The 21,405-nt window shown below is 59.9% G+C and carries 22 protein-coding genes and 2 pseudogenes; 12 read left to right on the top strand and 12 right to left on the bottom strand.

The window, feature by feature from the left end:
* Positions 1-9: 9 nt before the first annotated feature.
* A complete protein-coding gene (locus tag NW860_RS10015) occupies positions 10-249 on the bottom strand; it encodes a hypothetical protein (protein WP_414396133.1) in 240 nt (79 codons plus the stop codon).
* A 274-nt stretch (positions 250-523) separates the two neighbouring features.
* On the opposite strand from NW860_RS10015, the gene infC reads away from it, so the two are divergent.
* From infC to raf1, 4 genes are all read left to right on the top strand, one after another.
* Complete coding sequence (gene infC / locus NW860_RS10020) at positions 524-1,093, top strand: translation initiation factor IF-3 (RefSeq protein WP_414405020.1); 570 nt, start codon at positions 524-526, stop codon at positions 1,091-1,093.
* A 15-nt stretch (positions 1,094-1,108) separates the two neighbouring features.
* A complete protein-coding gene (bcp, locus tag NW860_RS10025) occupies positions 1,109-1,573 on the top strand; it encodes a thioredoxin-dependent thiol peroxidase (protein WP_414396129.1) in 465 nt (154 codons plus the stop codon).
* A 76-nt stretch (positions 1,574-1,649) separates the two neighbouring features.
* On the top strand, positions 1,650-3,527 hold the full coding sequence (locus NW860_RS10030; protein ID WP_414513961.1) for a serine/threonine-protein kinase: 1,878 nt from the start codon (positions 1,650-1,652) through the stop codon (positions 3,525-3,527).
* Positions 3,528-3,653: 126 nt separating this feature from the next.
* A complete protein-coding gene (raf1, locus tag NW860_RS10035) occupies positions 3,654-4,733 on the top strand; it encodes a RuBisCO accumulation factor 1 (protein ID WP_414411986.1) in 1,080 nt (359 codons plus the stop codon).
* 38 nt (positions 4,734-4,771) lie between these two features.
* Here the strand turns inward: raf1 and sppA are convergent, their stop codons facing one another.
* From sppA to NW860_RS10060, 5 genes are all read right to left on the bottom strand, one after another.
* A complete protein-coding gene (gene sppA / locus NW860_RS10040) occupies positions 4,772-5,578 on the bottom strand; it encodes a signal peptide peptidase SppA (protein ID WP_414513963.1) in 807 nt (268 codons plus the stop codon).
* Positions 5,579-5,653: 75 nt separating this feature from the next.
* Positions 5,654-6,358 (bottom strand): 3-oxoacyl-ACP reductase FabG, encoded by a 705-nt coding sequence (gene fabG, locus NW860_RS10045; protein WP_414396123.1) that lies wholly within the window; start codon positions 6,356-6,358, stop codon positions 5,654-5,656.
* 31 nt (positions 6,359-6,389) lie between these two features.
* Complete coding sequence (gene rsmA, locus NW860_RS10050; protein WP_414513965.1) at positions 6,390-7,235, bottom strand: 16S rRNA (adenine(1518)-N(6)/adenine(1519)-N(6))-dimethyltransferase RsmA; 846 nt, start codon at positions 7,233-7,235, stop codon at positions 6,390-6,392.
* Positions 7,236-7,257: 22 nt separating this feature from the next.
* Entirely contained in the window at positions 7,258-8,949 is a 1,692-nt protein-coding gene (locus NW860_RS10055; protein ID WP_414513967.1) for an ATP-binding protein, read from the bottom strand.
* 42 nt (positions 8,950-8,991) lie between these two features.
* Complete coding sequence (locus NW860_RS10060) at positions 8,992-10,098, bottom strand: PIN/TRAM domain-containing protein (RefSeq protein ID WP_414513969.1); 1,107 nt, start codon at positions 10,096-10,098, stop codon at positions 8,992-8,994.
* Between the two features lie 205 nt (positions 10,099-10,303).
* Between NW860_RS10060 and NW860_RS10065 the strand changes: the two genes are divergently transcribed.
* From NW860_RS10065 to nth, 3 genes are all read left to right on the top strand, one after another.
* A complete protein-coding gene (locus tag NW860_RS10065; protein WP_414396728.1) occupies positions 10,304-10,546 on the top strand; it encodes a NifU family protein in 243 nt (80 codons plus the stop codon).
* An 80-nt stretch (positions 10,547-10,626) separates the two neighbouring features.
* On the top strand, positions 10,627-11,727 hold the full coding sequence (gene rseP, locus NW860_RS10070) for an RIP metalloprotease RseP (protein WP_414424981.1): 1,101 nt from the start codon (positions 10,627-10,629) through the stop codon (positions 11,725-11,727).
* Positions 11,728-11,733: 6 nt separating this feature from the next.
* Entirely contained in the window at positions 11,734-12,402 is a 669-nt protein-coding gene (nth, locus tag NW860_RS10075) for an endonuclease III (RefSeq protein ID WP_414423395.1), read from the top strand.
* Positions 12,403-12,472: 70 nt separating this feature from the next.
* On the opposite strand, the gene sixA is transcribed toward nth, so the two are convergent.
* Positions 12,473-13,018 (bottom strand): phosphohistidine phosphatase SixA, encoded by a 546-nt coding sequence (gene sixA, locus NW860_RS10080; protein WP_414396736.1) that lies wholly within the window; start codon positions 13,016-13,018, stop codon positions 12,473-12,475.
* Positions 13,019-13,143: 125 nt separating this feature from the next.
* Here sixA and trxA point away from each other — a divergent pair, with 125 nt between their 5' ends.
* The 3 genes and pseudogenes from trxA to NW860_RS10095 form a co-directional block, all read left to right on the top strand.
* Positions 13,144-13,485 (top strand): thioredoxin, encoded by a 342-nt coding sequence (gene trxA, locus NW860_RS10085; RefSeq protein WP_414396739.1) that lies wholly within the window; start codon positions 13,144-13,146, stop codon positions 13,483-13,485.
* Positions 13,486-13,605: 120 nt separating this feature from the next.
* Positions 13,606-14,670 (top strand): TIGR00730 family Rossman fold protein, encoded by a 1,065-nt coding sequence (locus tag NW860_RS10090; RefSeq protein WP_414513973.1) that lies wholly within the window; start codon positions 13,606-13,608, stop codon positions 14,668-14,670.
* 11 nt (positions 14,671-14,681) lie between these two features.
* Positions 14,682-15,308, top strand: a pseudogene (locus NW860_RS10095) (phosphoribosylanthranilate isomerase); the annotation flags it as partial.
* Between the two features lie 70 nt (positions 15,309-15,378).
* Here the strand turns inward: NW860_RS10095 and NW860_RS10100 are convergent.
* The 4 genes and pseudogenes from NW860_RS10100 to rbfA all read right to left on the bottom strand — a co-directional run bounded on the left by NW860_RS10100 (position 15,379) and on the right by rbfA (position 17,855).
* On the bottom strand, positions 15,379-15,969 hold the full coding sequence (locus NW860_RS10100; RefSeq protein ID WP_414514024.1) for a DUF4115 domain-containing protein: 591 nt from the start codon (positions 15,967-15,969) through the stop codon (positions 15,379-15,381).
* A gap of 45 nt (positions 15,970-16,014) precedes the next feature.
* Positions 16,015-16,227: pseudogene (locus NW860_RS10105) on the bottom strand (helix-turn-helix domain-containing protein); the annotation flags it as partial.
* 115 nt (positions 16,228-16,342) lie between these two features.
* Positions 16,343-17,125: a pseudouridine synthase gene (locus tag NW860_RS10110; protein ID WP_414513975.1), complete on the bottom strand. Its 783-nt coding sequence runs from the start codon at positions 17,123-17,125 to the stop codon at positions 16,343-16,345.
* 286 nt (positions 17,126-17,411) lie between these two features.
* Positions 17,412-17,855: a 30S ribosome-binding factor RbfA gene (rbfA, locus tag NW860_RS10115; RefSeq protein WP_414513977.1), complete on the bottom strand. Its 444-nt coding sequence runs from the start codon at positions 17,853-17,855 to the stop codon at positions 17,412-17,414.
* Positions 17,856-18,039: 184 nt separating this feature from the next.
* On the opposite strand from rbfA, the gene NW860_RS10120 reads away from it, so the two are divergent.
* Positions 18,040-18,255 carry a hypothetical protein gene (locus NW860_RS10120; RefSeq protein ID WP_414410044.1) on the top strand — a complete coding sequence of 72 codons (216 nt, stop codon included), beginning with the start codon at positions 18,040-18,042 and terminating at the stop codon, positions 18,253-18,255.
* Positions 18,256-18,304: 49 nt separating this feature from the next.
* Positions 18,305-19,768 (top strand): cryptochrome/photolyase family protein, encoded by a 1,464-nt coding sequence (locus NW860_RS10125; protein WP_414513979.1) that lies wholly within the window; start codon positions 18,305-18,307, stop codon positions 19,766-19,768.
* Between the two features lie 127 nt (positions 19,769-19,895).
* On the opposite strand, the gene NW860_RS10130 is transcribed toward NW860_RS10125, so the two are convergent.
* Positions 19,896-21,155, bottom strand: a complete 1,260-nt coding sequence (locus NW860_RS10130) for an alkaline phosphatase (RefSeq protein WP_414513981.1) — start codon at positions 21,153-21,155, stop codon at positions 19,896-19,898.
* Positions 21,156-21,405 lie beyond the last annotated feature (250 nt).

A 21,405-nucleotide genomic window follows, 5' to 3' on the forward strand; every position in this document is an offset into this window, starting at 1 on the left:
TTGGCTGGCTTAGCTGGCGGGGTTGGATCCCTTTTCCTGCAAAGCAGCCAACTGCTGGCTGAGGCGCTCGTTGTTTTCCGCCAAGACCAGCACCATGGCTGCACAGGCCAAGTGAACTGCCGCCCGAAACTCTGCCGAAGTCTTATACTGGGCCAACGCCTCGCTGTCGCCTTCGCGGGGGCTGAGGATCAGTTGGACGGACTTTTGAGCCAGCTCTTTCAGTTCTCGTTCCGTTAAACCCAGTTGCACCGCTTTTGCCCTCCCTGTAAACTAGAAGGCTAACTTTGCCCCACCCTCTTTGCCAGCAGGGCTGCCACCTGGCTATCCTACCGCAGTTGTTACCCCAATCCAGCAGTATTTTTCCCGTGGGCAAGCCCAAAGCTTCTAGAAAGAAACAGGAAATACCGGCTAGTATAGGTGCAGAAGCTTCTGCCCTTCTGGCCAATAACAGGGTTTTTTGCCCATTGGCCGGCAGCGGCGCAAAGTAAACTAAATTCTGTTGTTCGTTCAGAGAGAGGAGAACTTGTCCGTCGAACGTCCACTTGACCCCTCTTCCCCCAAGCAGCGCGCAGAGCTGCCCGCTATCAACGAGCGGATTCGCTTCCCCAAAATCCGTCTCATCGATACCGATGGCACCCAGCTGGGGATCATGAGTCCTCAGGAAGCGCTGCGCATAGCAGAGGAAAAGGATCTGGACTTGGTCTTGGTGAGTGACAAAGCGGATCCTCCTGTCTGCCGCATTATGGACTACGGCAAGTTCAAGTTTGAGAAAGAGAAAAAAGAACGGGAGGCCCGCAAAAAACAACACACTGCCGAGATCAAGGAAGTGAAGTTTCGCTACAACATCGGCGAGCACGACTACCACGTGCGCCTGCGGAGTGCCCAACAGTTCCTGGGGGAGGGAGACAAGGTGAAGGCTACGGTAATGTTCCGTGGCCGCGAGGCACAGCACGCCGAGCTGGGGGAAGAGTTACTGCACCGCTTGTTCAGAGACTTACAAGAGGTGGCGGAAATGCAGCAGCCTCCCCAGAAGGAGGGTCGGAACATTACGATGATCCTTGCTCCTAAACCTGCTCCTAAAAAATCAACCTGAGGAGGGATCTTGCCCATGCCCCTTGCTGTTGGGGATCCTGCCCCGGAGTTTACCCTGCCGGATGCCGAGGGTAGGCCGATTAGCCTCAGCCAACTGCGGGGCCAGCGGGTGGTGCTCTACTTCTACCCACGGGACAACACTCCCGGCTGCACCAAAGAAGCCTGCGGCTTTCGGGACACCTATGCCGACTATCGAGCCCACGGGATTCAGATCCTGGGGGTGAGCCCCGACGATGCCCGCTCCCACCAAAAGTTTGCCCAGAAGCTGCAACTGCCCTTTCCGCTGTTGGTGGATGAGGGGGCTAAGGTAGCCACTGCCTACGGGGTCTACGGCCCGAAAAAGTTCATGGGCAAAGTCTACAACGGCGTCCACCGCACCACCTTTGTTATCGACCCGGAGGGGAAGATCGAGGCCGTTATCACTAAGGTCAAGGTGGAAACCCACGCGGCAGAACTGCTCAAGCAGCTAACCGGCTCCTAGCCTTTGGAGCTGGGTAGAGTTGCTGCTGGTGGATCCCGCCCCAAGCAAGGAAAGCGATTCCCCTTGGGCTAGAGCTGTGTCCCAGCGCACCCGCACCACCAAGTCAATCCACGACAGCTACCAGATCCTAGGCTTGGCTGGACAAGGACAGTATGGGCGAGTCTTCTGCGCCCGGCCCCGCCAAGGAGGGAAGCTGGTGGCTCTCAAGGAGCTGCCGCTGGAGCGCTTTCCCACCCCTAACCTATTGCGGGAGCTGCGCTATCTGTTGACGTTAAACCACCCCAACATCACCCGCTGTTACGCCCTGGAACATGCCCGCGAGGGGCGCTATCTGGTGTTGGAGTACTGCGAGGGAGGTACCCTGCGGGAGCTGATCAACCAGGTGGAGCAGGGGCTGTGGCTGCCCGTCAAGCTGGTTTTGGGCTTTGTGGATCAGATCCTGGCCGGCCTAGACCATGCCCATGGGCAGGGAGTCATTCACTGCGATGTAAAGCCCGAGAACATTTTGCTCAAGCCCACGCCCCAGGGCTGGCAACTGAAGTTGACCGATTTTGGCATTGCCCGCCAGCCGCAGCCAGTTCCTCGGGAGAGCGCTGCTACCGGCTCACCGGCCTACATGGCTCCCGAGCGGTTCTACGGTCAGTTTAGCCCTGCCTCGGATCTCTATGCGGTGGGAATCATCCTGCTGGAGCTGTTGACGGGCCGGCGGCCCTTTTCCGGATCTCCCCCCCAGTTGATGCACGCCCACCTCAACCAGCGGTTTGTCTGTCCGGAGGGGATCCCGGCGCCTTTGCAAGAGGTGCTAGAGGTGGCTTTGCGCAAGCTGCCCCTGCGGCGGTTCCGCACAGCAGCGCAGATGCGTTCGGCCCTGGCGGCGGTTGCCCAGAAGTGGCAAGAGCCAGCTGCCTGTTGGGTTGGCCCGCGCCTGCTGCGCCAGTCCCCCCCCGGGGTTCAGGTTTGGGACCTGCCAGCCAACGGCGGCTTGCAGAAGTTTTATGTCTGTGAGGATCCCAGCGGCTGCCGTTCCCCCCTGCTGCTGCGAGTTACCCCCCAGAGCTTAGAGTGGCTGGAACTCCAGACCCTTGCCCTAGGGGCGCCGCCGCTGGCCTGTTTTCCCTTGGCCGAGCCCCTGCAGGAGGTGGTGTTCCTGGGGACTTTTCCAGAAGCCCTGGCTGTTTCCAAAAGTAGCCTTCTGCACCTCAGTCCCACCCGCATCCGCACCCTCCTGAGTTTTGAGGAGAGGTGGCAAGCCACCTGGCTAGAGGAGCGCCAGGAGCTCATCTGGGCCACTGCCAAGGAAATTGGGGCAGTGCAATGGCTGCCAACTGGGCCAACTGCAGCTCAACCTTTTCCCGAGTTCCACTGCTACTTCCGCTGGCCTTGGCAGGTGCCAACGGGATCCCTGCCCCGTTTACTGGCCCTCTCGGAGCAGCTGGTGCTGCTGGTAGGGCGGGGACGGCAATGGGTGGACATGAGCGTGTTGCCCTATCCAGGAGTTGGGCAGACGGGAGTGCAGCCGCTTTGCTATCGCCTGCCGCTAGATCCCCGAGGGGAGGTGCTCAGCTTGGGAGAACGGCTGCTATTCGCCCCTAGCGAGGGCGAGAGACAGGGCGGCTGCCCCCACCTTGGCGTAGTCCAGCTCAACCCGCTGCGCCTGCGCCGCTGGTTTTTAAAAGGGTGGCCTGTCCAGATGGCCAAGGCCCCTTGGGGCGTGCTGCTGCTGTGTCAGGAGGGGGAGGGGTTCTTGTCCCTCTGGCTGTACAGCAAGGGGGGGGATCCCTTGGCTCAGGTGGCCGTGCCTGCCGCCTCCAAGGTGTTGCAGGTGGGAAAAAAGGGACGGGTCTGGCTGCAGGTGCCCAAGGCCGGGGAGCTGCAGGGCTTTGAGCTGTGGCAATTGGATTTCAACCAGTTGCCAGGGGAGGGCCATGCTGCCCGAGTAATTCCCTTGGACTAACTTGGCCCAGGGAAAGTCCCTAAAATCGTACTCTAACCTGGCCTCGGCGTGGCCAGCTGCTGCCCTTTGGGATTCCAGTGGATCTTTGCCCTGCTTTCTGGTAGTGGTTGCGGAGGAAGCTTTGCCATGAGTCAGCATTTGCCTGAACCCTCCCCCAGCGGGTTGCTGGAGCAGCTGCGGCGCAGGGAGGGAGGGTGGTTGGACTGGGCCAAGGCCTGCCAAAGCTTACAGCACCAGAAAATGACCCCCCAGGCCATCTTTGAGGCCACGGGGCTTGAGCCTGCCCAACAAAACCAGATGGTTGTTGCCGCCCAAGTCTACGAGGGAATGGCCAAGGCAGGCGCCAGCGCGGCCCTCTTGGAGCACTTTGCCCAGCGAGGTAGCGACATCCTCTACGAGCTGCGCATCCTCTCCCCCAAGGATCGCATCCGGGTAGCGGAGCTGGTGGTCAGCCGCAACCTAGGTGCCGGGGAGGCCCACGAGATTGCTCGGGCTGTGAAAAGCTATGCCCAACTGCAGCAGCTTCCGGAAGGGTTTACGGATCACCCCGGCGATGCGGTGGCCTATCAAGCCTGGAAGACTGCCCAGCAAAGCCGCGATCTGCAGGAGCGGACACGGGCCATTGGCCGGGCTCTCCAGTATGTCCACAGCGAAACCGCCCGCCGCCAGATCGAGCAGCTCCTGACGACGCTGGCTCTCGGCTCCCGGCGCAAGCTCTTGCCCAGGCTGTCGGTATTTCGCCCGGAAGAGGAGTTGCCTCGCTTGTTGCCCGTGGCCGGATCCCTGCCGCTAGCCACCGCCACTTGGGAAGGGATCCCTCCTGCTGCACCGCAGGGGCCTTTTGGCTGGGTCAGCAGTGCCGCTGGACAGATGTGGATAGCTTTGCCCGCTTGGCCAGCCCTTCAGAGGGCCGCTGATCCCGTGGCCCTGCAGGTGGAAAATCAACTCTTGGGATCCCTCTTGGACCAGCCGGTGGCCGCTGAGGAGGAGCGGGATCCCGTCCTGCTAGTGGTCGATCGCGCCGTTCGCACCTGGGAAGGGAGAGCGGGGGTTTTTCTAGTGGATCGGGAGGGATGGCTCTCCCTGGAGTGGATCGACGAGGACTTGCCCCCCTCTCCCCTCTTGGGTCAAGTGCTAATGGCCATACGTCCGCCTCGCATCTTCGATGAGGAGGTGGCCCAAGATCCCTGGCAGCTAGAGGAGTAAGCAGCGGCTCTTTTCACGCGACCGCTAAGAGGGGCCCTTCAAGGGCCGGTGTAAAGCCACAGGGGCAAGCCAGAAGTACTGACCTCAAAGTGCAACCGTTCCAGGGCCTCTGCGACGGGCAGGAAGCGGGCCCACCCCCTGCGCCGGGGCAGCAGATCGTAGAACTTGGCCTCTGGTGGCAGCCCTGCGAGTTCAGCCGCCCAGAGGCGAGCATCTTCTTCCGTTCCCAAGCGATCAACTACTCCCAAGTGCAGCGCTTGCTCGCCACTGAAAATGCGGCCATCGGCAAAGGTTTTGACCACACTCACGCTCAACCGTCGCGCCGCTGCAACGGTGTGCACGAACTGGCTGTAGGTGATGTCGATCAGCTCCTGGAGGATGTTGCGCTCTTCGGGAGTCAGCTCGCGATCAAAGGAGAGGATATCTTTGTAGGGGCCGGACTTAATTACCTTAAAGGAGATCCCAATTTTGTCTAGCAGCTTTTCAAGGTTGTTGCCGCGAATGATGACACCAATGCTGCCAGTGATGGTGCCAGGGTTGCTGACAATTTTTTCCGCTCCCATGGCAATGTAAACTCCCCCCGAGGCTGCGATGTTGCCAAAGCTAGCCACAATGGGGATACCTTTTCGCTCCCGCAGGCGCACAAGGGCGCTGTAGATTTCCTGCGAGTCCGCCACCGTCCCGCCAGGACTGTCGATGCGCAGCACCAGGGCAGGGATCTGTTTTTCTTCCACCTCTTTCAAGGCTTTGAGAACCCGCTCCCGGGTTTTGCTATCGATAACTCCCGCCACCTCAATGCGGCCAATTTGCCGACGTAAACCACCCGAGAACCATTGCTTCAGCATAGTAAAGAACGGCACAAAAATAAGCCCATATCTCCTATCATGGAAGGTGCTTGGTGGCTGGGTCAACCAACTGGATTAGACATTGCCATACACCGGGATCGCTGCCCCTCTGAGATCGCGGGCTGCTTCCGAGACCAAAAAGGCAATCACCTGCCCAATCGACTCCGGCTTCACCCACAGCTCTGCCTGCTCAGATCCCATGGCGGCGCGATTGGCGGGGGTGTCAATAATGCTGGGCAGGATGACGTTGGCGGTGATGTCGGTGCCTCTGGTCTCGGCGGCAATGGTGCGGGTGAGGGCCACTACCCCGGCTTTGGAGGCACAGTAGGCCGCCAGCTGAGATCCCGGTTCTACTGCCCCTCGGGAGGCTATCGTTACGATTCGTCCATAACCCTGTTGCCACATCTTGCGCAGGCTGTGCTTGCAGGCCAAAAAAGTGGTGGTGAGATTGAGGTCGAAGTCGCGCCGCCAAGCTTCTAGGCTGTACTCGTGGGTGGGGCCCATGGCAAAGCCACCCACCAGGTGCACCAAGCCATCGACGCGGGGCAGATCGTCAATGAGCCGGGCCACAGCCGCTTCGTTCAGCAAGTCCACCTGCACAAAGCGCACCCGATCCAGGCTATTGGCTGGCAGGCGCTGCCGCAAAGCAGCCAGCTCCTCTTCTTGGCGGTAGGTCAAGGTCAACGCTGCCCCTGTGTCCAGGAGCACAGGGGTTACCCCCAGCCCCAGCCCACCGGTACCTCCAGTAACAAGGATCTGTTTGCCCTGGTTGTTGAGCATAGGTTGTTCTGGGCGAGAACTCCCTCTCACCCTACCGCGGTTTTCCCTTGCCGGAAACGGCAGCCATCCTAGGCATCTGCTCCAGCAGTAGATTGCTCAGGGCCAGCCAATCGCCCAGATCCAGCTCTTCGGCGCGCGCCGTGGGGCTGAGGCGGAGTTGGGCCAGAGCGGCGGCCACGGTCTCGCGATCCACGAGCCCTCTTAGAGCGTTGACAAGTTGCTTGCGGCGGGCAGAGAAGCCCCGGCAAACCAGTTGGGAGAACCAGCGGGGATCGCGGGCGGGGGTGGGGGCAGGGCGGGGAGTGAGGCGAACCACTGCTGACTCCACTTGGGGAGGAGGCTGGAAGGCGCTAGGGGGCACGCGGCAGATGAGCTCGCACTCAGCTAGGTAACGCACCCGCACACTCAAAGCGCCGTAGGCTTTGCTGCCGGGGCCGGCCTGCAGGCGCTCAGCCAGCTCTTTTTGCACCATCAAGACGATGCGCTCAAACTGCCTCACCGGCTGGGCTGGGGATCCCAGAACTTTCTCCAAAATGGGGCCAGTGAGGTTGTAGGGGATGTTGGCCACCAGCAGGCGGGGCTGAGGCGGGAGCGGCAGGCGCAGAAAATCTCCCTCCAATAGCTGAAAGCGGGACTCGTTGGCAAAGCGCTTGCGCAGCAACTGGCACAGATCCCGATCGATCTCCACTGCCACCACCTGAGCGCCTTGGGCCAACAGCCGCCGTGTTAACTGCCCCGTGCCTGGGCCAATCTCCAGCACCCAGGGGGGATCCCTGCCCTCTTGGGGTGGTGGCAACTGGGCGGCCTCCACAATTGCCGCGTGGACAGCAGGATCTTTGAGCCAATGCTGGCCAAAGCGCTTGCGGGGATAGGGCATGGGTGGGCTGTCGGCTGGAGAATCAGGGTGAGACCGGCGTCTTCTCCTGGGGCAGATCGGGATCCCTCCCTGGGAGAGGCTGGCGGTAGAGCGGCACGGTAAAGGTAACGGTGGAGCCCAATCCCTCTCCCAAGCTGTAGAAATGGATCTCCCCCCCCATTGCCTGCACCAGGCGTTGGCTGATGGCCAAGCCTAGGCCGGTGCCCCCGTACTGGCGAGTGGTGGAGCCATCTACCTGGGTAAAGGCCTGGAACAGCTTTTGCTGCTTTTCCAACGACACGCCGATCCCGGTGTCGATAACGCGAATGCGGGCCATCCCTGGCTCGCCAGGCAGGAGGTCTGCTCGCACCGTTACCGAACCCTTGGGGGTAAACTTGATGGCATTGCCCACTAGATTCAGCATCACCTGCAGCAGGCGTTGGTAGTCGCCGTAGAGCACAATGGGCTCCGCCGTGGGGGGCAGGTGAAAGCTGAGCTGCAATCCCTTTTGACTGGCCTGCAAACTGGTTTTGGCCTCCACATCCTTGAAGAGAGCTTGCAGGTCGCAGGGTTGAAACTGCAACTCCAGTTTGCCGGCTTCAATTTTGGCAATATCCAGCACGTCGTTGATTAAGGCCAACAGGTGCAGGGCAGAGCGGTAGGCTTCCTGCAAAAAGTCCAGCTCCTCTTCCCGGCTTTCGGCCATTCCATCCAGTACCAGCCTAATAAAGCCGATGATGCTGTTTAAAGGGGTGCGCAGCTCGTGGGAGGTGTTGGCCAGAAATTGGCTTTTGAGTTGGTTGGCCGATTCTGCTTGGGCGCGGGCCAGCTCTAGCTCTTTGTTTTTCTGAAGCAAGGTTTGGTTAGCCAGTTGCAGACGGGTGGCCAGTTGTCGACTTTGTTCGAGCAACCTGGCGTGGGCAATGGCAGTACCCAAGTAGGTGGCAATAATCTGCAGCAGCTGGAAGTGGCCGGTCTGCCAGGCAGGAGCTGTCTTGGGGGGCAGCACTTCTAGCCAAAGCAAGCTGTTGGGATAGCTGCGGTAGCACATGGCCACGGCTAGGTGGCGTTCTGTTACCACTGGCTCTTCCTGTCTAAGGGCCTGGAGCAAATGGGGGTGATCTCCTAGCCGCAGCGTCTGGTTGAGCAGCGAGGGAGTTTCCGGATAGCGGCGGTACTCGGCGTTAACCGTCAGGAAATCCTGCCCCAACTCGTAGAGGGCAAGTAGACACCGATCCACCCCAAACAACTGCCCCAACTGTTCTACCGTCTGCTGGCACAGCTCGCGGATACCTGCCGAGTGGCCAATGCTGCGCAGAAGCTGAGCTGTAACCGCCTGGAGCGGCTCACCGTCACTGAAGGAATAGGGCGACCTAGGAGTCTTGCTTGTCCCTCCAGCCAAGTTGAAGGGCGTTGCCCCCAGCACCCTGCCCACCACCGCAACAGCTACTACCTCCCCCTCTGCATCCCGCACGGGGTTGAGGCAAAGGTGCAGATGCAGCTTGTAGCGAGGCGAGAGGACTTGGCCTTCGTGCTGCAGGGGCTCCCCTGCCGCAAACACCTGGCTGAGCTTGGCTTGGTACTCCTCCCCGTTCACCAACTCCCATCCCTGCTGGGCAGCCACAATCTGCTGCGGGTAGATGCCGTAGCTCTCAGCACCTTCCCAGTAAAAACTTTGAAAGCGCTGCTGGCGATCCTGCGTGTAGAGGATGAGATCCGGTCGAAGCACACCCACCTTGTTTGAGCTTTGAAAAACCAAGCTCTTGGGATCCAGAACTTAGGTTTTTGCAGAGGAAGCTGAGGTAGTGGGGTTGGAGTCTCTGTCGGCAAGGCGGGCAAAGAGCATTCGCCCTGCCGAGGTCTGAATGGAGCCAGTAACCACGACCGAGCGAGTTTTGCCCACGGCCCGCTGTCCCTCTTCCACCACCACCATCGTGCCATCTTCCAGGTAGCCTACCCCCTGGCCTGGCTCCTTGCCCTCACGAGTAATCTTGATGTCGAAGCTATCCCCAGCGATGTAGATAGGCCGCAAAGCCTCGGCCAGCTCGTTGACATTCAGCACCTTGATCCCTTGCAGCAGAGCTACCTTCTTTAGGTTGTAGTCAGTGGTTACCAGCATCCCGCCCACACTTTGGGCAAGGCGCACCAGCTTCTCGTCGACGGTGTTTAGGTCAGAGTAGTTGGCTTCGTGGATAACAAAGCAGTTGGGGTTGGCCTGGCGAAGGGCCTGCAGCGTATCCAGCCCCCTCCGACCCCGCTCCCGTTTTTGGGGATCGGCCTTGTCAGCGATGGCCTGTAGCTCGGCAATCACAAAGCGGGGAACGACTAGCGTTCCCTCCAGAAAGCCCCTCTCAATCAGCTGAGCCACGCGTCCGTCAATGATGGAGCTGGTATCCAAAACCTTGGGGCTGGCTGCCACCACACTCCCTTCTGCTGCCGCCTGTAGGGCATAGTTAGGGTTGAATAGGCGCAATAGCGCCGGGCCGTGGGTATCGGCCAAGCTCACTCCCAAGTAGGCAAAGGAGAGGCTAAAGAAGACAGAGGCCAGGGGTTCCAGAAAATTGTTCAGCTGCTGGGGCAGGGGCAGCAAATAGACAGGAGCCATAGCCAAGTTGGCAATCACCAGCCCAATGACCAATCCCACTGAGCGGCTAATCAGCACATCCGGTGGCAGCGAGCGCACGTTGGCCTCGAAGCGGCGGTAGCCCCAGCGCACCAGGGATCCCAGCGCCAAACCTGCCAAGGCCCCAAAGCCGCCAGTAACCACGCGCGCCCCTTCGACGTTGGCTCCTTCAAGAGCAGCAGGGGGGAGCAAATCCAGGCCGTAGAACCCAAGGCCCGAGCCCGCTAAGATGAAGATGGCAATGAGTAAAACGTCCAACATGGCGCGGAAAGTGCCCCTGCTGGGAATGGCAAGCTGTCAGCAAGGGGCAAACCTGCCCCCTATTCTAGTCTCCGAGCTGAAGGCGGATCTCCTCCCCAAACTCTAGAAAAAGGAGGCTATGCTAAAAAAGGGCGATCCCTGGCCGGCTTAAGTGCTAGTCAAGCTTAACGCCACCAATCAAGGTCTGAGCAAGCTAGAAGGAACCATGGCCCAAACCTTAGAACTAACTGCCGAAAATGTGGAAAAAGTCCTCAACGAGCTGCGCCCCTATCTACAAGCTGATGGCGGCAATGTAGAGCTGGTGGAGATCGATGGCCCAGTGGTGAAGCTGCGCCTGCAGGGGGCCTGTGGCGCCTGCCCCAGTTCTACCCTAACCCTGAAGATGGGCATTGAGCGCAAGTTGCGGGAGAGGATCCCCGACATCCTAGAAGTGGAGCAGGTGTTCTGAGGATCCCTGCCCCGAGGACTTTGGGCTGAATTCCCCTCTCTTGCGAGGGTAGCTGTCTCCTCTTTTGTTGTTGCCAGCACATGCCGATTCTTCTCTCCATCGCCATCCTAGCCCTCCTCATTCTGGTGCACGAGGCGGGCCACTTCGCAGCAGCCAAACTGCAAGGGATCCACGTCAACCGCTTTTCGCTGGGGTTTGGCCCCGTGCTGTGGCGCTACCAGGGCAAGGAAACAGAGTATGCCATTCGCGCGCTGCCCTTGGGAGGCTACGTCGGGTTTCCTGACGATGACGAGCGCTCCCCCTACCCCCCCGATGACCCGAATCTCTTGAAAAACCGCCCCCTTGCGGATCGCCTGGTGGTGATGAGTGCCGGAGTGCTGGCCAACTTGGCCTTTGCCTACCTGGTGCTGGTGCTGATGTTTGCTCTGCTGGGGATCCCCTCGGTTACCCGCATCCAGCCCGGCATTCTCATTGCTCAGGTAATGCCAGGTAGCCCGGCAGAGCGGGCGGGCCTGCAGGCAGAAGATGTGGTGCTGCGGGCAGCTGACCACGACTACAGCGACCTTGCCGATGCCGCCTCGGCCTTGGCGGCCCTCAACGATTTTCAGACGCTCATCCGCAGTAGCGAAAACCAACCCGTTCCCCTGCAGGTGCGACGAAGGGAAAAAGAAGCGCTGCTGGAGATTACCGTAATCCCGGAGCGGCAAGGGGAGAAGGTAGCCATCGGGGTTAGCCTAGCGCCCAATCAGGAGGTGAACCTGCGCCCAGCCCAAAACCTGGGGGAGATCCTGACGGAAGCTGGAAACGCCTACCAGCGCTTGGTGACGATGAATCTCACTGGCCTGCAGGAGCTGCTGCGGAACTTCCAAAACACCGCTACTCAGATATCCGGGCCGGTGGGGATCGTCAAGATTGGCGCAGACCTAGCGCGGGATGACGTTGCCAGCTTGTTGAATTTCACTGCCTTGATTAGCATCAACTTGGCCGTCCTTAACCTGTTGCCCCTCCCTGGCTTGGATGGAGGCCACATTGCCTTTTTGATCTTGGAAGCCATCCGTGGCAAGCGGCTGCCCAAGGAGGTCGAAGAGCGGGTGATGCAGACAGGCTTGGCGCTTCTCCTAGGGCTGGGAGTGTTCCTAATCTTCAAAGATACTCTTGCCATTGTCACCGGGTCGGGCTAGTTGCCAATGACCAGCAAGCGGGCTTTGCGCCAAAGAGCCTTGGAGATTTTGCTGCGCCTGAAGCGCCATTACCCCAACTCCAAGTGTACTCTCCACTACCAGACGCCGCTGCAACTGCTGGTGGCGACGATTTTGTCAGCCCAGTGCACTGACGAGCGGGTTAACCAGGTAACCCCAGAGCTGTTTCGCCGCTTCCCCGATGCCCAGGCTCTGGCCACAGCCCCGCGGGAGGAGATTGAGGCTCTAATTCGGCCCACTGGCTTCTACCGCAACAAGGCCAAACACATCCAAGAGGCCTGCCGCAAGATCTTGACAGACTTTGGCGGCCAGGTGCCGCGCACCATGCCGGAGTTGCTCACCCTGCCAGGAGTGGCCCGCAAGACGGCCAACGTGGTACTAGCCCATGCCTTTGGCATTAACGCTGGCGTAACGGTCGATACCCACGTCAAGCGCCTCAGCCGCCGCCTTGGCCTTACCGAGCACGAGGACCCCGTGCGCATTGAGCGGGATCTCATGCAGCTGCTGCCGCAGGTGGATTGGGAGAATTGGTCCCTCCGCCTTATCGAGCATGGCCGAGCCATCTGCACCGCCCGCCAGCCTCTCTGCCAGCAGTGCTTCCTAGCTGATCTCTGCCCCAGCGCCTCCCTTCTAAAGCCGGAGGCAGCTGCCAATTGAAATCCGCAGGAGCTGGCCCTCTCTCCGGAGGGAGTCCTCAAGCCCCTGCTTTGGCATGAACGCGGTCACGCTACCCCAGCATCACCTTGGGAGAGAGCAACAGCGTCAGGGATCCCTGGCCACAATCAATGCGCCCTTGAGCAAAGCGCACGCGAGCCAGGCCTGCTTTCTTGAGGGTAATGGCCTCGGGATGGGCTGGCTGTAGCCCAATGGCTGCCTGTACCCAGAGGCTCAGATCCGGCTGGTGGCCAACTACCGCCAGCGAGGTGAAGGGATCCCGCTCCGTCTGCCAGCGCACCAAGTCGGCAAAGCTGCCGCCGGGGGCCAACGGCTCAAACACTTCCAGGGCTTCGGCCAAGTTCTCGTCCAAGAAGATCTCTGCCGTCTGCCGCGCTCTGACCAGAGGACTGGTGAGCAGGAAATCCCACTTCCAGCCCATGCTCCTGAGCTGGCGGGCAATTTTGCGACAGCGCTGGCGGCCTTTATCGGTTAGGGCGCGCAGGCTATCCTCCTTCCCTGGTTGGGGCTCTTCGGCTATGCCGTGGCGAACAAAATCCACGGTCACTGCCCTGCCTGTTACCTGACTGTTGTCGTCTGGTTCAAGCTCAAACACCATCGGCACCCGGCAACCTTTCACGTTCCTCCTAGGATACCTTGCCCTGCTCGGGAAAAGCCCAGTGGCGACCCTAGTTGTGATACGATAACTAGGATACTAGATGATGTTTTAGGAGTTCCCCAGGCATGTCTGCGGCAATAGATATTGCTGATGCTACCTTTGAAGCCGAGGTGCTGCGCAGTGAGATTCCAGTTTTGGTTGATTTTTGGGCACCCTGGTGCGGCCCATGCCGGCTGGTAGCTCCTGTGGTGCAGGAGATAGCAGAGCAGTATGCTGGTAAAATCAAGGTTGTAAAAATCAATACCGACGAAAATCCCCAAACTGCCAGTCAGTACGGCGTTCGGAGTATTCCTACCCTGATTCTCTTCAAAGGTGGCCAAAAGGTAGATGTGGTGGTTGGCGCCGTTCCCAAGGCAACGCTGACCACGATTTTGGAAAAGCACCTTGGAGCCTCTGCCGAGGGCTAAGGTTTTGGCCAAGACCAGGGATCTTGCCGGCTCTCCACCAGAAGGCAAGTCCTCCAGCCGGGGGAGCCTATTGCAGTAAAAGTGGGTAAAAGAAGTAGACAGAGGATTCTGGATCCCAGCTTGACGGATTCTCTTTCCTTGCTGCTGCAAGAGATTTTTTCCGGTGCGGAAGCTCGTCTCAAGCAGTTACACCACCCCAACCGAACAGCTTGGTTGCGGATCTTGCGGTCGCTGCAGCGGATGGGATCCCTGAAGCTCAGCCGTCTGGACGCCAAGATCCTGGCAGCTACGCTTGAGGATCTGGAGCAGGGTTTTGCCACCTTCCAAAACTACACCCATCGGCGCAAGGTAACCGTCTTTGGCTCGGCGCGTCTAGGGGAGGACAGCCCCGAGTACCAGCAGGCGCAGCTATTTGCCCACCGCATTAGTCAGCTAGGCTTCATGGTGCTGACAGGGGGCGGCGGCGGCATCATGGAAGCCGGTAACCGGGGGGCGGGGCAAGAAAACTCGTTTGGGCTGAATATTCAGCTGCCCTTTGAGCAGGTAGCCAACCCTTTCATTGCCGCCAGCGACCGGGTCATTAACTTTAAGTACTTCTTTTCTCGCAAACTTTTCTTTGTCAAGGAAACAGATGCCCTAGTGCTGTTTCCTGGCGGCTTTGGCACCCAGGATGAGGCTTTTGAGTGTCTGACCCTGATGCAGACCGGGAAGACCAAGCTGATGCCGCTGGTGCTGGTGGACAGGCAAGGCGGCTGCTACTGGAAAGAATGGGATGAATATGTGCGAGAGCACCTGCTCAGCCGCGGCCTAATCAGCCCCGAGGATCTCCACCTTTACTCCCTAACTGACGATGTCGAGGAGGCCTGTCAGCAGATTGTCGATTTCTATCGCATCTTTCACAGCAATCGCTACGTGCGGGAGCTTTTGGTTTTGCGCTTAAACACCAAGCTTTCACCGGAAGCCCTAGAAATTTTAAACCAAGAGTTTGCTGACATTCTCGAGTCGGGCCGGATTGAGCAAACAGAGGCTCTGCCCGAGGAAGCTGAGGAAGACATTGCCCATCTGCCGCGGCTAGTAATGCGCTTTAACCAGCGCAGCTTTGGGCGGCTGTGGCAAATGGTGCGCCGAATCAACAAGCTCCCTCCCGAAGGGTCAGAGCCTTTGATGCACCCTGAACAAAAGTAGCATCAATCCCAATGGGCCGGTTGTTTGTCAAAATCTGCGGCATCACGCGGCAGGATCAGGCGGAGGCCATTGCGGCGCTGGGGGTAAGCGCCCTAGGGTTTGTGGCCGTGCCCAACACGCCGCGCTATTTGCCTCTTTCGGCAGCGCGCTGGGTGGGATCCCTGCCCCGCCATGTGGAAAAGGTAGGGGTTTTTCTGGATCAGGATCCCGGCACCATCGCCACCTGGGTGGAAACGGCTGGCCTCACGGCTGTTCAGCTTCACGGCCAGGAATCTCCAGAGATGTGTCGGCAACTGGGAGAGTGGCTCCCCGGCATCCGCCGCATCAAGGCCCTGCGCATTCGGTGCCCAGCAGACCTGGAGGTGGCCGACCTCTACCGCGACTGTGTAGAGACCTTACTGCTGGATGCCTATCACCCCCAACGGGCAGGTGGCACTGGGCAAACGCTCAACTGGTCGGAACTGGCCTCCTGCTCTCTGCCCTTGCCCTGGCTTCTGGCCGGTGGCCTCAACCCAGACAATGTTCTGCAAGCGCTCAGCCACCTTCAGCCTGCCGGCATCGATCTCTCCAGCGGTGTCGAACGCCAGCCGGGCGACAAAGACCTAGACAAAGTCCGGCGTCTGCTGCAGCAGTTAGCATCCCAAGGTTGGGCAATCGCCCCTGGCCAGTCTCAACCCCCTGCAAGCCAGGGAGGCTCGCGCCCGATCCCTACTGCAGGGATCGAAGGTCCAGCCCTGGCTCGAACCTCACCTCTTTCACCTCTCCAAACCGTCCCATCAGTCCCAGAGGGCGATCGTTGAAGGTCACCAGCACCCCGCCCGCATTGCCAGTGCGCAGCACAATCGATCGCTCGGCCTCCCAGTTCAGCTCCGCCCCCGGCTGTAGGGTAGCCTCAAAAACAGTTTTTCCGTCGACAATAACCCGCAGCCAAGAAGGATGTTCCACCACGCGAATATCAAGGCGCACTGGCTTGCGCTGCTGGGCTTCCAAGACGTCGGGGAAAACCCCCTCGATGCGCGTCCATTGCTCTAGGGTAGGAAACATCTGGCGAAGGGTCGGCTCGGGGTCTGGCTTGCGCTCAGAGGAGTTGGCCGCCGGCGGCTGTAGCTGGGATCCCTCACCGCCCGAACGGCTAGCTAGCCACTGCCCAAAGGGATTGCCCCTGCTCTCCAAAAAAGCCGACAGCCCTCCCACCGCCAGCACGACTAGCCCCACATAGGCAGCCCAGAGGTGGAAGGGTCGCAAAGCAAAGGCGGGCTGTTCGCCAACAGCAGTTCGCGGAGGTGAGGCAGAGGGCATTTTGGCCGATAGCAGCGGCAACGCTTGCCGAGATAGCCTTTCGCCATCCAGCCCTAGGTAGTTGGCGTAGCGTTTAATGAAGCCTTGCACGTAGACTGGCTCCGGCAAGCGGCTTAAGTCGGCTTCCTCCAGGGCCTGCAGGTATTGGGAGCGGATGAAGGTATCGTTAGCTACCTCTGTCAACGTCAGCCCCCGTGCCTCCCGTGTTTGCCGCAACAGGGATCCCAGAGCTTCTAGAGAGTGTGCTGGCTCTTGCATCGTCGCTTACCTGTGAACGCACACTCAGGTAACATCCTCCCCCCAATTCACGGGAGATGCCTGACACGCATATGGTAACGTACCCCAAGATGGGATTCATGCAGATCGCGCTCCCCTACTCTCTGAGCGCTTGGGCATTGCCGGCAAACGAGGCCAGCAAAGCCTGAACCTCCTGGGGCTCCAACCGGCGAAACTGACCTGGCTTGAGGTTGCCAAGGCGCAGCGGACCAATCGCCTCCCGGTGTAAGCTGAGCACAGGATGGCCCAGTTGCTCGGCCACCCGCCGAATTTGCCGCTTACGGCCCTCAAACAAGACCACCCTCAGCCAAGAGGAGTTGGAGTTTCTTCTATTTCCAAAAGGGGGCGGATCACAAAACTCCACCACTGCCGGCAGAGTGGTAGACCCATCCAAATCAACGCCCTCCCGCCACCGTTGTAGCGTGGCTTGGCTAGGGCGACCCTGCACCTGCACCCGATAGGTCTTGGGCAGATGATAGCGCGGGTGGGTCAGCTTCAGGGTCAGGTCGCCGTCGTTGGTGAGCAGCAAAGCGCCACTGCTGTCAGCGTCCAGCCGGCCCACTGGATAGAGACGGATCTGCTGGTTCCAGGGTGGCGGAAGCAGATCCAGGACGGTCTTGCGCCCCCAGGGATCCCTGCAGGTGGACAGGACCCCCCGGGGCTTGTGCAGGAGCAAAACGTAGCGGGCCAGATCCCCGCAGGAGATTGCCCGCCCATCCACTTCGATGCAATCCCGTTCCGGATCGGCTTTAAAGCCCAGCTCGGTGACCACCTTCCCATTGACCCGAATGCGCCCGGCCAGGATCCAGGCTTCCACCTGGCGGCGGGAAGCTAGCCCCTGCCGAGCCAAAAGCTTCTGGAGCCGCTGGGGTGCTGCCATAGGCACTGGGTAGCAAAGGAAGCAGAACCTTACCTCCTAGGAGGAGGCGGGTGTGGTGCCGGCTCTGGGCAGATAACTGGAGGAAGAGCTGTAGGACACCTTAAGCCTAACAAATCCTAGAACTTTGCGGTGAACTTTGCGGTTGCTAACCTCTCAAAAGGCAACCGATGAGCTATCGCCCTGCTGGGCTGAAAGGTTCACCAACCGGTTGCGGCCTCCTAGGCGGCAAGACGGATCTCCTCTTACCTCCTGCAACCCGCGATGGTTAAGGGCTGAAATGGTGCAGCTACTGGCCGCCCAACTCCTCGGCCTCGCCACCATCCCCCTCTTCAACCGTTTCCTGGTCTTTGGAGGAGGATCCCTGCTGTCGAGCCTCGGCTTCCCGTTTCAGTTGGTTGAGTAGGGCCAAGACTCGGGACCCCCGTTCCAAGGAGCGATCTTGTAAAAACACCACCGTCGGCACTCGTCGCAGGCCCAGCCGCTGGCCAATCTCCCGCCGCACGAAGGGAGTGGCGGCGACCAACCCTTCCATTGCTTGCCGCTGGGCTGCTTCGTCACCATAGATGCTGACGAAGATGCGGGCGTTTTGCAGGTCGCTGGAAACCTCTACGTCCACAATGCTGACCATGCCCGCCCCCACGCGGGCATCCTTGATCTCCGAGAGCAGGATCTGGCTAACCTCCCGCTTGATCTGCTCGGCTACCCGGGCTACCCGTCGCTCTGTTGCCATTTTTCGATCCTCAGGTTCCTATCCTCTGCAAACTTCGGCCCTTGGGGAGTGCTGACTTCTCTGCGCCATGTTCTCAGAACAGTAGCAGATGCTACGCGCCTCTTCTCCTTCCCCTTCTATTTTGGGTCAATGTCCACCCTCTCCTGAGTAGGAATACCTAAAGCCAGCGATGGATGGAGACAAGGTGATCAAAACCCCAGAGGCGCTGCGGCGCTCCGTGGAGCAGTTCATGCTCGATGTAACGGAGCCGCTCGATCCGCTACTTGCCCTCAAGCTAACTCAGGTGGTGGTGATGCTGGGAGATACAGCTTACGCCATGGGCTACAGCGATGGCCAGCGAAGTCTCTGCCCTGGCCGTCTTTTGGGAGATAGACACTGCCGGCAGCCTGAGGGGAATTGAAGAGAGGAAGGAAAAGCAGCCAAGATGGGATCCAGTTGCTTGGCCTCCTATGACTTCCCTGGTTCTCCTCTGGCATCGCCGCGATCTGCGCCTAGGAGACAACACAGCCCTCCATGGGGCAGCCCAGCGCAGCCCCCAGGTAGTGCCGGTTTTCGTTTTCGACCCCCAACTCCTGCAGCGGGCAGACATGGCCCCAGCCCGGGTGGCGTTTCTGCTCCAGGCGTTGCAGGAGCTGCAGGAGCGCTACGCCCAGATGGGGATCCCACTCCTGTGGCGGCGGGGAGATCCAGCCGTGGAGCTGCGGCAGTTGGCCGCCGAGCTGGGAGCGCAGGCCGTGTTTTGGAACGAGGATCTGGATCCCTGGGCTCGGCAGCAGGAGAGTCGGGTGCGGGCCAGCTTGGCGGAAGCTGGGATCCCGTCTTTTTCTTACCAAGATATGCTGCTGCACGGGCCAGGGGAAGTGTTGACCCAGGCGGGGGAGCCCTACTCGGTTTTTACCCCTTTCTGGCGCCGCTGGTCTAGCTTGCCCAAGCCGGATCCCCTCCCCATCCCAAAGAGTCTGCAGCCGTTGTCCAGCCTGAAAGCCCAACCTCTGCCCAGCTTGGCGGATCTGGGCTTTGTCTGCAGTCAGCGGATCCCAGCCGCGGGTGAGAGTGTAGCTCAGAGGCTTCTAGAGGATTTCTGCCAGGGCCTGCGCATTTTCGAGTACGAGCGGGCTCGCGACTTCCCCGCCGAGCAGGGCACCTCCCTCCTCAGTCCCCACCTCTGCTGGGGAACCATCGGCATTCGGCGGGTGTGGCAGGCCACCTGTGAAGTGGAAGCGGAGGCCCGCAGCGAAGAGGCCGAGAGCAGCCTGCGCACGTGGCGGCAGGAGCTGTGCTGGCGCGAGTTTTACAAGCATGTCTTGGCCCACTGGCCCCATGTGGAAAGCGGAGCCTACCGACGAGCCTTTGATGCGCTGGAATGGGACAACCGCCAGGACTGGTTTCAGGCCTGGTGTGCCGGCCAGACGGGCTACCCCATTGTGGATGCGGCCATGCGCCAGCTCAACGAAACTGGCTGGATGCACAACCGCTGCCGCATGATCGTGGCCAGCTTTTTAACCAAGGATCTCCTCATCGACTGGCGCTGGGGGGAGCGCTACTTCATGCAAAAGCTTGTAGACGGGGATCTGGCTGCCAACAACGGCGGCTGGCAGTGGAGCGCCGGTGTGGGCACAGATCCCAGGCCCCTGCGCATCTTCAACCCAGCCACCCAGGCGGCCCGCTACGACCCGGAGGGAGAGTATATCCGCCGCTACCTGCCGGAGCTAGCGGGGCTGGATACCCCAGCTTTGCTGTGGGTGGGGAATGACCCCAAGGGATCCTGGGCTCTGCAGGAGCGGCGGCGCTGCGGCTACCCGGATCCCATCGTGGATCACAAGGTGCAGCAGCAGGAGTTCAAGCGGCGCTACCAGGCAGTGCAGCACGGGCACTCCAAGCCCGCTCAAGACAGTCTTTCTCCTCCTTTCTGACAAGACGTGGCAAGGACTCCTCGTCACTCCCAGAAGCGCTCCGCGCCGCCAGCAGGTTTGCGACAGCGTTGCGTAGCAATAAAAAAGGGGATCCGAGGGATCCCCGCCAATCCCCACTTGCTTGAGACTACCGCCTTAGCTCGCTGGGGATGCGCTCCCCGAAGAGCACGAAGTAGAGAATCCGATAAATGTCCGTGTTCAGGATTCCAGTGACCGGCACTAGCTCTCGAGCGTTCAGGCCCGCCGCGCGAGCAATGACCCCGCTGCCCACATCGTCCTTGCTGGCCCAAGCCACGGCAAAGGGAAAGCGCTTGCCATTTTTGTCCGGAGCGGAGAGGAAGGGCTTTGTACCAGTGCCGTCCACCCCGTCAAGGGGAGCGCCGCTTTCGTCAGTGGGCGGCAGAGGATTATCGGCAGACTCGACATCCACCAGCTGCATCCCGCCAGCATTGCTGTCGCTGGTGGTGATCATGAAGGTCTTGGGATTCTTCTCGATGAAGTTGAGAATCACCCCAATGGCATCGTCGGCCCGCTTCATCGCCTCCAGGCAGCCGGAAGCATTGAGGTTGTTGCACATGTTATCAGTGCCCTCTTCTTCGATGACAGCCAAGAAGCCCTTGGGATTGCGGGAGATCCGCTCCAGGGCAAACTGTGTCATCTCGGCAACGGTGGGGGCGCTGGCGATGTAGTTGGGCAAGTTTTCTTTCCGCAACTCTTCTTCAGGCTTGTCGTAGAAGGTGTCCTCGACGTTGAACACCCCCAAAACCTTGGAGACATTCGCCGGCAGCTTAAGCAGCTCGTCGCGGGTGTAGACAACGGCGTACCCCTTTTTCTTAGCCTCCTCAATCAGGTTGCGGCCATCCTTGCGCTTCCCTTTGCCAAAGCGGCCCTGGACACCTTCCGGCAGCAGCCATTCCTCGCCACCCCCCAGGATGATGTCTACCCCTGACTCCACCACCTGCAGGGCAATCTCCTCATAGTCGCTGCGCTTGGCAACTTCGGCAACGAAGGCAGCCGTCCCCGGCTCAATGATGGATCCCGTTTGCACCAGAGCCGTACCCAAGCCTGCCGCCACAGCCTCTTCCATGATCGTGTTCAGGGTGCCGTTGGCCGAGGGGTACTCTTTGCCGTTCGGATCCAACCCAAAGCTCTTGGCGTGGACACGGGTTCCCGTGGCATGGGTCACCGCTCCGGCGTTGGAAGTTCCCCCAAGCTGGTCGAGATGGTGCCCGCGATAGGGGGCAATCACGGGAAGACGATCCCAGTTCAGAAAGCCATCGGGGCCGTAGTAGAGAATGCGTGTGATGTCCCAGTGGGAAGCTGAGGTTCCATCTGGGTGAAAGAAGATTGCACCGTTGCCGGTTGGCTTAGGCGCCGCTTGAGCCACACTAGAGGAAAAAACTGACGAGGACAGCAGACACAAAGTTGCAGCCAAAGCCGCCCTCAGAGAATAGCTACGCATAGCTAACACGCCCTTGCTCGTTCGAAGCTGAACGTCAAGGAAAGTAACACAGCCTTGAACGGTTAGCAAGAGCGCGCGCAAATGCTCCTGCAGAACTTACCTGCAGCGACAATCCGCCTTTCAGGTCTACTACTTGGCCGGGGCAGGTTGCGAGGTCTATACCTAGAGTTAACTA

Origin of the sequence: Synechococcus sp. F70.1 (assembly GCF_047502745.1) — a bacterium.
Taxonomy (GTDB): domain Bacteria; phylum Cyanobacteriota; class Cyanobacteriia; order Thermostichales; family Thermostichaceae; genus Thermostichus.

Excerpts from the sequence above, each read along its gene's own strand:
- fabG (WP_414396123.1), bottom strand. The coding sequence starts at position 6,358 with ATGCTCAACAACCAGGGCAAACAGATCCTTGTTACTGGAGGTACCGGT.
- rsmA (WP_414513965.1), bottom strand. The coding sequence starts at position 7,235 with ATGCCCTATCCCCGCAAGCGCTTTGGCCAGCATTGGCTCAAAGATCCT.
- NW860_RS10110 (WP_414513975.1), bottom strand. The coding sequence starts at position 17,125 with ATGGCAGCACCCCAGCGGCTCCAGAAGCTTTTGGCTCGGCAGGGGCTA.
- NW860_RS10065 (WP_414396728.1), top strand. The coding sequence starts at position 10,304 with ATGGCCCAAACCTTAGAACTAACTGCCGAAAATGTGGAAAAAGTCCTC.
- sppA (WP_414513963.1), bottom strand. The coding sequence starts at position 5,578 with ATGCTGAAGCAATGGTTCTCGGGTGGTTTACGTCGGCAAATTGGCCGC.
- rbfA (WP_414513977.1), bottom strand. The coding sequence starts at position 17,855 with ATGGCAACAGAGCGACGGGTAGCCCGGGTAGCCGAGCAGATCAAGCGG.
- sixA (WP_414396736.1), bottom strand. The coding sequence starts at position 13,018 with ATGGTGTTTGAGCTTGAACCAGACGACAACAGTCAGGTAACAGGCAGG.
- bcp (WP_414396129.1), top strand. The coding sequence starts at position 1,109 with ATGCCCCTTGCTGTTGGGGATCCTGCCCCGGAGTTTACCCTGCCGGAT.
- NW860_RS10100 (WP_414514024.1), bottom strand. The coding sequence starts at position 15,969 with ATGCCCTCTGCCTCACCTCCGCGAACTGCTGTTGGCGAACAGCCCGCC.
- NW860_RS10125 (WP_414513979.1), top strand. The coding sequence starts at position 18,305 with ATGACTTCCCTGGTTCTCCTCTGGCATCGCCGCGATCTGCGCCTAGGA.
- nth (WP_414423395.1), top strand. The coding sequence starts at position 11,734 with ATGACCAGCAAGCGGGCTTTGCGCCAAAGAGCCTTGGAGATTTTGCTG.
- trxA (WP_414396739.1), top strand. The coding sequence starts at position 13,144 with ATGTCTGCGGCAATAGATATTGCTGATGCTACCTTTGAAGCCGAGGTG.
- raf1 (WP_414411986.1), top strand. The coding sequence starts at position 3,654 with ATGAGTCAGCATTTGCCTGAACCCTCCCCCAGCGGGTTGCTGGAGCAG.
- rseP (WP_414424981.1), top strand. The coding sequence starts at position 10,627 with ATGCCGATTCTTCTCTCCATCGCCATCCTAGCCCTCCTCATTCTGGTG.
- NW860_RS10060 (WP_414513969.1), bottom strand. The coding sequence starts at position 10,098 with ATGTTGGACGTTTTACTCATTGCCATCTTCATCTTAGCGGGCTCGGGC.